The organism is Neptuniibacter sp. QD29_5, from assembly GCF_047778125.1.
Taxonomy (GTDB): domain Bacteria; phylum Pseudomonadota; class Gammaproteobacteria; order Pseudomonadales; family Balneatricaceae; genus Neptuniibacter.
Map to the genome: position 1 here is coordinate 3,455,056 of NZ_CP180556.1, position 12,115 is coordinate 3,467,170.

The following is a 12,115-nucleotide window of genomic DNA, read 5'->3' on the forward strand; positions in this document are numbered from 1 at the left end:
ACTAACTGAGAGTGGTCTTATGTTAGAACTTTTTAAATTAATATAGCAACTAAAAAAAACGGACCTTTAGGTCCGTTTCATTACTTTTCACTGCAAAATAGCTGCTGTTGCCGCATCAGGAGGCGACAACCTTCACCTCGAACATCCCGACTCCAGCAGGCGTGGCGCGCCCATGATTTATCATCTTCAGTACGCTCCTCTCTGAATTCAGGAACGTCCTTACAGAAGTTTTCACTCGGCGATGCATTGTTTAGACAGGCTTTTAAGAATTTTCCGTGCTTAATCGTACAACTAAATCCTGAGCATTGATTAAAGCTACTTAGCGCTTCCTCAAGACAAGTTTGCTGATCAGATTGTTGTCCTAGCTCCAATCCTTTTTGCTGAAATTCGCTATTCTGATCAGCAAGTTCCTGATTCCAACCTGGTAACCACTTATCTTGTGTTAACCAAGCCAAGAAAATACCCGCTGCAAGCAGTAACAGAATTCCCCAAATAATCTTTTTAACCATCAGGCTTCCTTACGTGGACGCCAAAGCAGTCCTTTCATACACATAAATACACCCACAACTGACAGCAACATGCCGCCATTCACCACCAATGGGTGCCTAACTAATAAAGGTTTAAATGGGTGTTCCTGCTCAAGATCACATTCAGCCAGATCATAGTTATATGAACCGCCCTGATCTAAACACGCATCAACGGCGCTTTGATCAACATAGAAAAGAACCATCAAAGCAATTGATGGCAAAACCAGAAGTATTAAACCAATTCGTAGCATGAACTATTCGCTATCACTTATGCCTAGGTTACTGTAACCGTCGTTATGTGCTAGTTCACGTAGCTCTTGCAAAGCATCACGGCGTGGGAGGTCATCTTGAATGATCTCTAGGATATCTGCTTGGAAATCATCTTCTTGCAACATCAGGTCGTGTGTATTGATGAATTTAACCAGCTCATCATCAGAGATCTGATCATCCGCGTTTAGCTCAATAAACCCTGCCACAGACTCACGAGACATATTTGCTACAGCAATAACTTCGCTGGCATCTGCGGCGATTACGGTGTTAAGTGTAGAGAACAATGCGACAACAGCATCCAAAGCTGGTGATGCACCATACATATCAAAATCATCTAGATCAGGCATATTTTCTTCCACCTTATCCAGCTGAACTTCGAAGTTCATTTTTGCACCGGTATTGTTCAGGTGATCCCAAACCGCATCCAGAAGTTGACGCATTTTGCTGACATCACCAAACTCCATCAAACGAGCAAACAGAGCAAAATTAGGGAACATGCGTTCTGAGACTGCAGCGCAGTAGGCCGCTAACTGCCAATCTTTAAGATCGTAAAACTCTTTGTCAAAGCGCTGATCAGACATCTAATCCACCTGAACTATTGGAAAGTGTTTATTGTACCGGTTTTACGGCTAATTGCAGTGAAATCTGTAGCTATTCTCGCGCGAGCATATAAGCCCGCTCCGAGACATCGTGCCAAGCCATCGCTTGCTGTCTAAAGTTCTCGAATGATTCGTAGATTTTGACCGCTCTGGGATCTTTTTCTAACTCTAGCTGAATCACTTCATGAGACGCTAAACGAAGTTGCTCCAACACCTCATCAGGAAACGGGCGTAACTCAACCTTATGCACCTTTAACAACACTTCTAAGGCACGGTGATTTTTTGCAGTAAGCTCCGCTAGCATCTCTTGGTTAGCCACTTTCATGGCATTAGTCACGATCAATTGCAGATCTTTCGGCAACTGGTTCATCGCTTGTTTATTGACGATGCATTCAATGGTTGTACCAGGCTCATGCCAACCGGGGTAGTAGTAATATTTAGCAACTTTATAAAGGCCCAGCGCGACATCGTTGTACGGAGCAGCCCACTCAGCAGCCTCTATCTCCCCCTGTTCAAGCGCTCGAAAGATCTCATCTCCCGATAACAATACCGGTTCCGCACCTAGACGTTTCACCACCTCCCCGCCTAAGCCGGGAATACGCATTTTTAGACCTTTAAAATCGTCAATGCTGTTAATTTCACGATTAAACCAACCACCCATTTGTACGCCGGTATTACCACAAGCAGCAGGGATTAAATCGTATTCAGCATAAAGTTCCTGCCAAAGTTCGAGGCCACGCCCTTGATACAACCAAGCATTCATTTCTTGCGCAGTCATGCCAAAAGGTACCGCCGCAAAAAACTGCGCTGCCCTGACTTTATCTTGCCAATAAAATGCAGCGCCATGCCCCATTTCGACTTTGCCTAGGGAGACCGTATCAAAGACTTCTGAAGGAGCAACTTTCTCATGGGCACCATAAACAGATATCTGGATACGGCCACCACTCATCTCATTGATTAAGTTGGCGAGAAAATTAGCCCCCATGCCAAACCCCGGGAAGTTTTTAGGCCAAGTCGTGACCATATTCCAACGAAATTCAGGAATAAGTGCTGCATTACCAACTTGAGGAGCCGTCGCTAAAGCGGCGGCAATGGGCAGAGAACCTGCTTGATGAATAAACTTACGACGTTTCACAAATGGAAACCTTATTTATTTTTTTAACGAAAATAACATGCGATTTTTCACTCCGCAATTTACAACAAATGATGATCTGAGCGTCAGAAGGTTGTTATACTTAAAACTGTAGTATTAATTTATAAGTGCTAAGTGAGGTGTAGGGTTGAACTCGTTCAATCTGCTTAAGTCGATTGCGCAAGCGCGTGAGAACTTAAGGAAGTCAGAGCAAAAAGTTGCGGATTATGTTTTAGCTCACGCTAATGAAGTGATCCATATGCGTATTGTTGATCTAGCATCTGAAGCAAATGTCAGTGAGCCTACCGTGGTTCGTTTCTGTCGTGCCCTTAGCTACGATGGCTTCCAAGATTTCAAACTCACCTTAGCTCAAGGTTTAGCCAGTAATAATCACTTCGAGCAATTTTCCCTAAACTCAAAAGACACTGTGACTGAGTTTAAAGAAAAGATCTTCGATTCCATGATTGGTAACTTGCTCAATATCAAAGAGCAATTAGATACCACTACAGTTGAGCGTGCGATCGCTGCTCTAGCTAAGGCTCGCCGTGTCGAGTTCTATGGCTTTGGTGCATCGGCTCCAGTTTGTACTGACGCCGCGCATAAATTCCACCGTTTGAAAGTATCCAGCACCTCTTATTCCGATCCGCATATGCAAGCTATCTCAGCTGTATCGCTTGATGATCGTGATGTCGTAGTGGCTATCTCTCAAACAGGTCGTACCAAAGATCTTTTACATACAGTCAAGCTGGTAAAAGAAACCGGCACAACCGTTATCTCACTCTGCCCAAGTGATACTCCCCTAGCTGATCTTGCGAGCATTCCGATCCATATTGATCTGGAAGAAGATAAAGATCTAAGCACCCTTATGTCTTCTCGCGTACTTCATCTAGTTGTTATTGATGTACTCGCTGTTGGTGTAGCGATGAAGCTAGGGCCAGGGCTGGTTGATCATCTAAAAACTATCAAACGTAGCCTCAGATCTTTACGTCAAAATGACAAGCGCCCAAGCGCTCGTCCTGCCGATGAAATGGACGAAGATTAAGCGATTTCTGTCACATTTGTGACATCTCTTCTTCACCCTTTTGCAACACAGGCTTTTTAATATTCCTCTCGGAATTCGCCGAAAACTGTTTGATATTTGTTCAGAGCTATTATAAAACAGAGATAAGGCTGTATTAAAAAGCGTGTTTGATAGAAATCTTTCTATTAAGCAACTTCACCAGAGCCCCTCATCGAGGAGCGAAGGGTTTATGCCTTAACATGCATAATCAGTTACTGCTTCGCTCGATGGGCCTTCTGACCGTTAAGATAAGATCAGGAGCTTACTATGCTGCATAAAACTGAAGAGCTTAACGAAACCCAGGTTGAAGTATTCGATCTGTTAGTGGGTTTTGAAGAAGAAGAAAAACTTTCCCGCAAAAAACTCGCAACGCGCCGCGCGCTTAGAGCTCGCCGAGCCATCGAACAACGCCAAGAAGAAAAAGAACTCGCCTCTCACATCGACGAATGTTGGTTTGATGAGTAACGTAAAATCACTCGCTATGATTACTTACAAATAAAAACGCCAGTCCTAATGACTGGCGTTTTTGCTTGGGTTGTTTACTAATACTCTGGATAGAGAATATTCAGTGGTATAGACCGGCTACCTTCCACCACGATTGCGCAATGCTTACGCTTAAGCTGACGCGGCTCGGTTACACCACAAGAGTGGGCGATCATCTCCACCTCATGTACCAAATGATTGTGATAGTTAGCGACACGATCTGCTTTAACCATCGGTACTAAACCGCGCTGAAGATCGGGATCATGGGTAGTGATGCCGGTCGGACAGGTATTTTTATTACACTGCAATGCCTGAATACAACCCAGAGCAAACATAAAGCCACGACCCGTTACAGTGAAATCAGCCCCCATACAAAGGGCAGCACCAACATCAGTAGGGTTAATCAATTTACCTGAGGCAATAACTCGGACACGCTCACGCAGGTTGTGAGCCATAAGTTTGTTTACCAAAATAGGTAAACTCTCTCGTAAAGGAAGACCGACACTGTCCATCAACGGCATTGGCGCAGCACCTGTACCACCGTCACAACCATCTAGGGTAATAAAGTCTGGAGCACTCTCTACACCACGCTTGTTAACCGATTCGCAAAATTCATCGAGCCACTCAGCATCACCCAACACCATTTTGAAACCACAAGGTTTACCAGTGATGCGACGAACCTTCTCAATCATATCGAGCAGATCATCAATTGAAGCAATATCTGGATGGCGGTTAGGGCTCAAAGAATCTTGGCCCACAGGAATGCCGCGTACCGCAGCAATTTCTGCTGTAACCTTCTCACCCGGCAAGATACCGCCCTTACCCGGTTTAGCCCCCTGACTCAGTTTGATCTCGAACATTTTTACCTGAGGAATCTCGCCTTTCTCTTTTAGCTTTTCCTCCGAGAACTTACCCTCATCATCACGTAAACCATATTTCGCAGTACCAATCTGATAAACAATGTCGCAACCAGACTCTAAGTGGAAAGGCGATACACCACCTTCACCTGTATTCATCCAGCACCCCGCTTTCTTAGCTCCTTGAGACAAGGCCTCGATTGCAGGTCGTGACAGTGCGCCGTAACTCATGCCGGAAATATTAAAAAAAGACGCCGCATCGTAAGGCGTCTTACAGTAAGGACCGATACGTAAGCTCTGCGTTGTTACCGCATCTTCCTTTAGGGTTGGAAAAGGACAGTTTAGAAAGTAATAGGTGCCTGGAATACGCAGATCTCGAGATGAACCAAAAGCGATAGTGCTATCTACGTTCTTGGCTGCGCGATAAACCCAAGAGCGTTGCGCACGGTTAAATGGCATCTCCTCACGGTCCATCGCAAAGAAGTACTGACGGAAAAATTCACCAGCATGTTCAAAAAGATAGCGAAAGCGACCAATCAGAGGGTAGTTACGACGGATAGTTTGCGCTGTTTGATGTTTATCGATTTGGTATAAAACTACCGCCACAACGATTGCGACAACAAACAATACCAAGAACGCAATCCCAACAAACGCGATAAAATTTATAGCAAAGCTCGACATTGAATCATTCATGCTATGGACCTCCTATAGACATAGCACCGCCTCTTAACGAGGTTTTTTCTTTGTTTGTATGCTGTATCGGCTTCTGTGTAAATAGATAAATCAAAATATCCTATAGTTATTAATAGGCTAGCATCCATTATTAACCTTATAAGCGAAAATCCCGCTGTAACATTAAAACTCTCTAACATTTTAAAAGGCATACAAAAGCAAGGTATTTAAACGACAAAGACAGATTTTATGCCCCAAAAAGCGACTTTTTTTGTCTGATATTTGCCAACCCCCTTTATCAAGAGGTATGGTACGTCGCTCTTCTATTTTTTAGACTTTCAGCCTAAGGAATAGTACTTTTTTATAGGTCATATTTACGAATTTAGCTTAACCCTGATTCATTTTTGAACAGGCGCTTGTTTTTTCGTTATACGCCCCTATTTAACTAGGTATTGTTTAACGTAAGCCTATTTTTCTATACGTAAGAGCTTACGGATTCAGATTTTGATAACTACCGAATTGGAAGACCTGCTTCATGACCAACTTGCCTGACGTTACCAGCCATCAAAATCCTGAGATCCACGGCTCTCTGGACTGGGTGGGCATGAATGGAATCACCGTCCCTCTGCAATTTGACGATAGTAAACTAGGTGTCAACAGCATCGAAGCACGCGTTAATACCTACGTTAATCTGGTAAACCCAAAGGTTAAAGGCATTCATATGTCGCGCCTTTACCTTGCGCTAAGTAACTTTTTTGAAAATCAAACGCTGAATGTTCCTGCATTAACAGATTTCCTATCCCACCTATTGGATAGCCATCACGATATCTCAACTCAGGTTTTCCTAAACTTTGATTTTGATTTCCTAATCAAGCGCGACGCTCTAAAAAGCGATAACAGCGGTTGGAAAAGCTACTCCACGACGCTACGTGCAACTCTGAAAGATGGCGAAGTAGTTCTGGAACTGGCGACGCGTGTGCCTTATTCATCCACATGCCCATGTTCAGCGGCATTATCACGTCAGCTATTAGCTCAAGCATTCACTGATGACTTTGCCAACAAAGGCAGCATTAACGTTGAAGACGTAGAGAACTGGTTGAAGTCTGAAAAGGGCTCATTCGCTACGCCCCATAGCCAACGTAGCCAAGCAACAGCTTGGGTTAAACTGGATAAAGATATGGGTGCATTCCCGTTAACAGATCTAATAGATCTTGTTGAAGATGCATTAAAAACACCAGTACAAACAGCTGTAAAACGTGCTGACGAACAAGAGTTTGCTCGTTTGAATGGCCATAATTTAATGTTCTGCGAAGACGCAGCACGACGCGTTAAACAAGCACTACTAAGCCAAGAACAGTACGCGGACTTCTGGTTGAAGGTAGAGCACTTCGAGAGCTTACACGCTCATGATGCAGTTGCTCTAGCGTCTAAAGGTATTGCAGGCGGTTACAGCCCAGCTGATTACAGCTAAGCTTAAAATCCAATGATAAAAAGGCAGCTTAATAGCTGCCTTTTTTGTATCAGGAATTTATAGCTAAAAGTGCAACTACTCCGCCTCCAACAGCCTTTTTAACTGCTGATCATTTATTTGATGCCAAGACAGAGGCAGGTCGACAATTATTCCTGACTCACCTCTCTGATTGACCTGATTGTTACTCACTTTGTTAACGAGATAGCTATCTTCATCGCCACCCGCATCCACAAATAATGAAAGACTGGGTCCTCCATGATAATCATTAGGGCCGCTTTTCGCCGGGTACATTTGGTAAGTGTCTTTTCCTTGCTGATCTACAAACAACGCCAATCCATTGTGGGCTGATGCGCCGAGTGAAAAGCTATGCCCCTTGGCGTAAAAATCGTCTCCTGCATCATCTAAAAAAATAGTCGCAGAGAGATCCCAAGCTGCACTGTTCGCCGCACCGACCCAACTTTGATAATGATCATTGCCGCCTTCATCCCAGAAAGAACCCAACGCTGAATGGGAGGCAAAGCCTTGAGCATAGCGCGAGCCTTCATAAACATCGGATTGTTGTCCAAAGTCGATTAAGGCTCCCCAGCCAAAGTAATAACCACCACCTTGCGAAAAGTTGCCGGCTTCGTATGCATCTTCACCACCTTCATCCAGCAACACTCCTATCCCACCAGAAGCTTGATGGCGAAGACCAACGCCAACTCCCTGAGAAAATCCTTTGTAGATCCCAACTCCATTAGAGTAACTTGATCGATAATGGCCCGATGCATGATAGCGATCATCACCACCTTTAGAGATTAGAGCAGTAAAAGCACCGGGGCCGGCAAAACCTTGAGCAAAGCCCCCAGCATCAAACTCATCATCACCACTACCATCTACAACAACAGCAAAGCCTTTCCCCAATGCGCTTGCTTGGGTAAACCGTATACCTCGATACAGATCATCCCCATGTCGGTCGATCAGAAAACCCACACCGCTCAGGGCGCTCCCTTGGGCAAAGGGCTGATTACTGGTATAACGATCATTACCCGCATGATCATAGAGTATCCCCACCCCCATAAAGCCACTGCCTTGGGCAAAGGCTTGCGCCGACTGATAGCGATCATCTCCTCCAAGATCTATTAATAGCGCTATAGGGGAATCAGGCCGAGCAGCGGCAACAGGCACCCTGTATTGATCAGAACCACCTAGATCGATAATCACAGGGAAGTTTTCTAGATATTGGTTGTTGCCACTGCCGGCAAAGAGAATCCCTTTTTCTGAGTACCATAAGACCTCGCCTTTTATCCCTTTCACTTTTACATGGTCTCTTTGCTGCTGCTCAAACAGACGCAGATCACTCTCAAGCTGAGATAAATATTCAGGTTCTATTGCGACCGATATCACTTCTGCAGCCGCTACTAAGGATGCAATATCCACCTTTTTCAGTATGTTTAAAGCCTGATTATGTTGCTTCAAACGCTGAACATCGTCATCTAAGTAGAGAAATAAACGCTCAGCAAACTGCTCAGCTAAGGTAGGCAATACTTGAGCCAGAAGCGGTCGCTCTTTTCAAAGGCCTAATTGGTAAGTTTGAAAGAACAGAAGGTTTAGGAAGATCTAACTGTGATCGGGCTACATTAAACAATTGATCAAGATTAAGCTGCTTTCCTTTTTGAACCCGTTGTAAATCCGCTCCTAACGCTCTAGTAGCAAGTGAGAGTTTTAATGGGTCTCTATGGAGGTAACGCACTGTATTCAGTCGAAAAGGGTCATCAATCATCTGATCCTTTTCAAACCGTTTCAATAGCTCTTGATAACTCTGATTCAACGCCGCTTGAGAGGGAGAAAGCCGAATAACTTTATGTACAAAAACTTCTTCGACAGAAATCTCAGCATTTTCTAGATCAGGACGTAATGTCGAATTTTCTGGCAACACCTTGTTCACTGATCCTGGTTTAGGGCTCAAAACAGTCATAACCAACTTTTCCTCTTCTGAGGCTCGCCCTTCCAAAGTTACCCGCTGATTGGGATAAGCATTAAGCAAGCGTTCCCAGTGAGGAATAACGACTGAGCCTGCCAATCCCGATTGCGTTCTTTCTAAAGGCTGACCATCAACCGATAACTGATCCGAAACCGTGCGACGCTTGATTTTAAAAACAAGCTCAGTACCCGCGCCAAGGTTTTGAATGCGGGATCGAAGAAAAGCGGTTACCTCTTTTCGAGGTCTTTCTAAGGATTCGCCATCTAAAGAAACTAAAATATCACCTGACTTTAAACCGGCTAGATCTGCAGAAGAGCCGGGCACTACAGCGACTATACGGACAAGTGCTCGATCTTCTTGAGCTTCGCCAATAGGCTCGGCCGCCATAATAATACCGAGATAACCAGGTAGCTCAGTTTTAGATAATGGCGCGTGCGGTATTTCAGTAGGCGGGACGATCTGAGAGCAAGCACTCAGGGTAAGTGCAGCAAATAGCAGAAAAGCAGAAAAGCAGATTGAATATTTATTAGGGAAAGATAGGCCATGTAAGTTCCGTTTAAGACTTAAAACCGTCTGTCTTTAACGCTTACATTAGCAGGCGATCAAGGCAGATACCATCTCACCCTATTTCAACCATGCTCATCCGAATACTGCTGCACTTAGTGCTTAAAGTTGGCGATCACTTGCCTAACTTGTAGTAACTCTGCCATTCAGATTCAGGAACCATACTACCGCCTGTAGCCCAGATGATATGGGTTGAGTTACCCAACTTACTCTGTAAACCATGATTCTGAAGGTAGCTTTCACCCTGCGATATCAGATTTACAATGCCTGTTGCTCCCGCCAAAGCCGATGGTTCCAACGCTATATTCTCGCTCTCATAAATTTCGGCCAATAGCTGATAAAGTGTTTTGTCCTCTACGGTATAAACCCCACTTAGCAGTGGTTCCATCACCTTACCAACAAAACCGGAGGCACGGCCTACTGCTAGGCCATCAGCACAGGTTTGGTTATCGATACCCAGCTCCTGAACACTGATCTGATCATGCAGTCCGGTGTACATGCCCACCAGCATACAAGGCGAATGGGTCGGTTCAGCAAAGAAGCAGTGAACATGATCACCAAACAGCAGTTTCAAGCCAAAGGCAACACCACCTGGGCCGCCACCGACGCCACAAGGCAGATAAACAAACAACGGATGTTCAGCATCAACCTGAATATTTTGCTCAGATAGCTGCTTAGTTAGACGTTCTGCAGCAACCGCATAGCCTAAAAACAGGTCATTTGAGTTCTCATCATCCACAAAGTGACAACGCTGCTGGCTGAGCGCTTGTTTGCGCCCCTCTTCTACCGCTTTACTGTAATCATCTTCATATTCAATGACCTGCACGCCTTTGCTACGTAGCAGGTCTTTCTTCCACTGCCGAGCATCTGCAGACATATGAACCGTCACCGAAAACCCTAATGCAGCCCCCATAATTCCGATACTAAGCCCAAGGTTGCCGGTTGACCCCACCACGATTTGAGACTGACTAAACAGTTCGCGGCAAACATCACTATTCAGCTTACTGTAACAGCTCTCTTTGGTGATCAGGCCTGACTCTATAGCAATGGCCTCGGCATACTTGAGCACCTCATAAATACCACCACGTGCTTTTATCGAACCCGATGTAGGCAGATGGCTGTCGCACTTCAACAGCAGACGGCCAGGGAGAGTTTGATTGGCCCTTGCCTCGAGCTGGCGATGAAATTGAGGCACCTTACGCAACGGCGATTCAATCATGCCTTTTTTGGCAGCGGTTTCTGGAAACACTTCCGCCAGATAGGGAGCAAAACGCTTCAATCTTGCTGAAGCATCGGCAACATCAGTTTGCGCTAATGGCAGACGTGCAGATACCGCAGAAAAGTCCGTGATTTTAGGGTTTAACCAAAGCAACGGCTGAGTTTTCTGAAGGCGCTCCAACAAGGGAAACTCACGTATCAGATCATTTATTTCCTGTGTGTTTAACCCCATAAAACCAGCTCCGATCGAATAAATTTTGTTAATTCCAATTAATGAAATTAGGATAAAACCATTAAACCAATGCTTATAATTTACAGCAAACCATAAAAAAGCATCCTTGGATTAAAATGGCTAATCTGAAACCCTCTCATTTGAATAACGCTGTTCTCGCTAATCTGCAATGCTTCAGTAGCGCAGCTAAGCACCTTAGCTTTACCCTCGCTGCAGAAGAGTTAAGTCTTACTCAAGGAGCCATTAGCCAACGGATACGTAAACTGGAAGAACAGCTCGGTTTTGCCCTATTCTTGCGCTACAACCGGCGTCTACAGCTTACAGCCGAGGGCGAAAGGCTCCTGATACAAACCAATAACAGCCTGACGGAACTCGATAATCTGATTCGCGATATCCATACACAAGGGCTTGCCGGTGAACTCTCACTCTCTGTCCCCCCTTCTTTTGCTTCACAATGGCTGCTGGAAAAATTGACGGACTTCTCTCAGCGCTACCCGCAGATTTTTATCCGCATGGAAACCCATAGCCGTCTAATCGACTTTTATGCCGAACAGATCGATCTAGCTATCTATTATGGTCAAGGCGAGTACCCGGGGTTGGTTAGTTGGCCACTCATGGATGAACAGCTCATTCCCGTTTGTACCAAAGACTTCGCAGATAAACATGACTTATGGGATAGGCCAGAAAAACTAAAACACTGCCCACTACTACATGATGCTCAAGCATGGCCTGAAGCTGGCCCTTATTCAGAATGGTCCTACTGGGCCGATCAACAAGCATTGAACCTAGTTCTAAAGCAGGGGCACTGCTTTGATAAGTCAGAACATGCAGTGAATGCAGCTAAATCAGGTTTAGGCGTTGCTATGGGGCGTAAGCAGCTAATCGAAAAAGCACTGAACAGTGGGGAATTGATAAACCCATTTGGAGGATTACAGCCGATCCAATCTCAACAAGGCTATTTTCTGGTCACCCATGAAGACAGGAAGGAGCAGCCTATTATCAAGGCATTTAGGGAGTGGATTCTGGAAAAAGTACAGGCCCACTGAACAGTGAGCCTGTTATAGAAG

Annotated in this window: 12 protein-coding genes; 4 read left to right on the plus strand and 8 right to left on the minus strand. The window is 44.9% G+C overall.

Annotated elements, in window-relative coordinates; translation table 11 throughout:
* Positions 1-80: 80 nt before the first annotated feature.
* From ACMXYR_RS16525 to ACMXYR_RS16540, 4 genes are all read right to left on the minus strand, one after another.
* On the minus strand, positions 81-509 hold the full coding sequence (locus ACMXYR_RS16525) for a hypothetical protein (protein WP_415902396.1): 429 nt from the start codon (positions 507-509) through the stop codon (positions 81-83).
* On the minus strand, positions 509-778 hold the full coding sequence (locus ACMXYR_RS16530) for a hypothetical protein (protein WP_415886338.1): 270 nt from the start codon (positions 776-778) through the stop codon (positions 509-511). The genes ACMXYR_RS16525 and ACMXYR_RS16530 overlap by 1 nt, the downstream gene beginning before the upstream one ends.
* A gap of 3 nt (positions 779-781) precedes the next feature.
* Positions 782-1,378 carry a YjaG family protein gene (locus tag ACMXYR_RS16535; RefSeq protein WP_415902397.1) on the minus strand — a complete coding sequence of 199 codons (597 nt, stop codon included), beginning with the start codon at positions 1,376-1,378 and terminating at the stop codon, positions 782-784.
* A 70-nt stretch (positions 1,379-1,448) separates the two neighbouring features.
* The gene (locus ACMXYR_RS16540; protein WP_415902398.1) at positions 1,449-2,531 is read right to left on the minus strand and encodes a TRAP transporter substrate-binding protein; all 1,083 of its coding nucleotides are present in this window, start codon (positions 2,529-2,531) and stop codon (positions 1,449-1,451) included.
* Positions 2,532-2,676: 145 nt separating this feature from the next.
* On the opposite strand from ACMXYR_RS16540, the gene ACMXYR_RS16545 reads away from it, so the two are divergent.
* Positions 2,677-3,570, plus strand: a complete 894-nt coding sequence (locus ACMXYR_RS16545; protein WP_415882931.1) for an SIS domain-containing protein — start codon at positions 2,677-2,679, stop codon at positions 3,568-3,570.
* 285 nt (positions 3,571-3,855) lie between these two features.
* Positions 3,856-4,053, plus strand: coding sequence for a PA3496 family putative envelope integrity protein (locus tag ACMXYR_RS16550; protein WP_415882932.1), 198 nt, complete (start codon positions 3,856-3,858; stop codon positions 4,051-4,053).
* A 77-nt stretch (positions 4,054-4,130) separates the two neighbouring features.
* On the opposite strand, the gene ACMXYR_RS16555 is transcribed toward ACMXYR_RS16550, so the two are convergent.
* The gene (locus ACMXYR_RS16555; protein ID WP_415902399.1) at positions 4,131-5,621 is read right to left on the minus strand and encodes an FMN-binding glutamate synthase family protein; all 1,491 of its coding nucleotides are present in this window, start codon (positions 5,619-5,621) and stop codon (positions 4,131-4,133) included.
* 514 nt (positions 5,622-6,135) lie between these two features.
* On the opposite strand from ACMXYR_RS16555, the gene folE2 reads away from it, so the two are divergent.
* Complete coding sequence (gene folE2, locus ACMXYR_RS16560) at positions 6,136-7,071, plus strand: GTP cyclohydrolase FolE2 (protein ID WP_415882934.1); 936 nt, start codon at positions 6,136-6,138, stop codon at positions 7,069-7,071.
* A 75-nt stretch (positions 7,072-7,146) separates the two neighbouring features.
* On the opposite strand, the gene ACMXYR_RS16565 is transcribed toward folE2, so the two are convergent.
* From ACMXYR_RS16565 to ACMXYR_RS16575, 3 genes are all read right to left on the minus strand, one after another.
* Positions 7,147-8,595, minus strand: coding sequence for a hypothetical protein (locus tag ACMXYR_RS16565; RefSeq protein WP_415902400.1), 1,449 nt, complete (start codon positions 8,593-8,595; stop codon positions 7,147-7,149).
* Complete coding sequence (locus ACMXYR_RS16570; RefSeq protein WP_415902401.1) at positions 8,579-9,421, minus strand: PDZ domain-containing protein; 843 nt, start codon at positions 9,419-9,421, stop codon at positions 8,579-8,581. Before ACMXYR_RS16570 ends, ACMXYR_RS16565 begins: the two co-directional genes overlap by 17 nt.
* Positions 9,422-9,713: 292 nt before the next feature.
* On the minus strand, positions 9,714-11,048 hold the full coding sequence (locus tag ACMXYR_RS16575) for a D-serine ammonia-lyase (RefSeq protein ID WP_415902402.1): 1,335 nt from the start codon (positions 11,046-11,048) through the stop codon (positions 9,714-9,716).
* 116 nt (positions 11,049-11,164) lie between these two features.
* Here ACMXYR_RS16575 and dsdC point away from each other — a divergent pair, with 116 nt between their 5' ends.
* Entirely contained in the window at positions 11,165-12,094 is a 930-nt protein-coding gene (gene dsdC / locus ACMXYR_RS16580) for a DNA-binding transcriptional regulator DsdC (protein WP_415902403.1), read from the plus strand.
* The last annotated feature ends 21 nt before the right edge of the window (positions 12,095-12,115 follow it).

Coding starts and splice junctions, on each gene's coding strand:
- ACMXYR_RS16525 (WP_415902396.1), bottom strand. CDS start 509: ATGGTTAAAAAGATTATTTGGGGAATTCTGTTACTGCTTGCAGCGGGT.
- ACMXYR_RS16530 (WP_415886338.1), bottom strand. CDS start 778: ATGCTACGAATTGGTTTAATACTTCTGGTTTTGCCATCAATTGCTTTG.
- ACMXYR_RS16535 (WP_415902397.1), bottom strand. CDS start 1,378: ATGTCTGATCAGCGCTTTGACAAAGAGTTTTACGATCTTAAAGATTGG.
- ACMXYR_RS16550 (WP_415882932.1), top strand. CDS start 3,856: ATGCTGCATAAAACTGAAGAGCTTAACGAAACCCAGGTTGAAGTATTC.
- ACMXYR_RS16555 (WP_415902399.1), bottom strand. CDS start 5,621: ATGAATGATTCAATGTCGAGCTTTGCTATAAATTTTATCGCGTTTGTT.
- folE2 (WP_415882934.1), top strand. CDS start 6,136: ATGACCAACTTGCCTGACGTTACCAGCCATCAAAATCCTGAGATCCAC.
- ACMXYR_RS16570 (WP_415902401.1), bottom strand. CDS start 9,421: ATGGCGGCCGAGCCTATTGGCGAAGCTCAAGAAGATCGAGCACTTGTC.
- ACMXYR_RS16575 (WP_415902402.1), bottom strand. CDS start 11,048: ATGGGGTTAAACACACAGGAAATAAATGATCTGATACGTGAGTTTCCC.
- dsdC (WP_415902403.1), top strand. CDS start 11,165: ATGGCTAATCTGAAACCCTCTCATTTGAATAACGCTGTTCTCGCTAAT.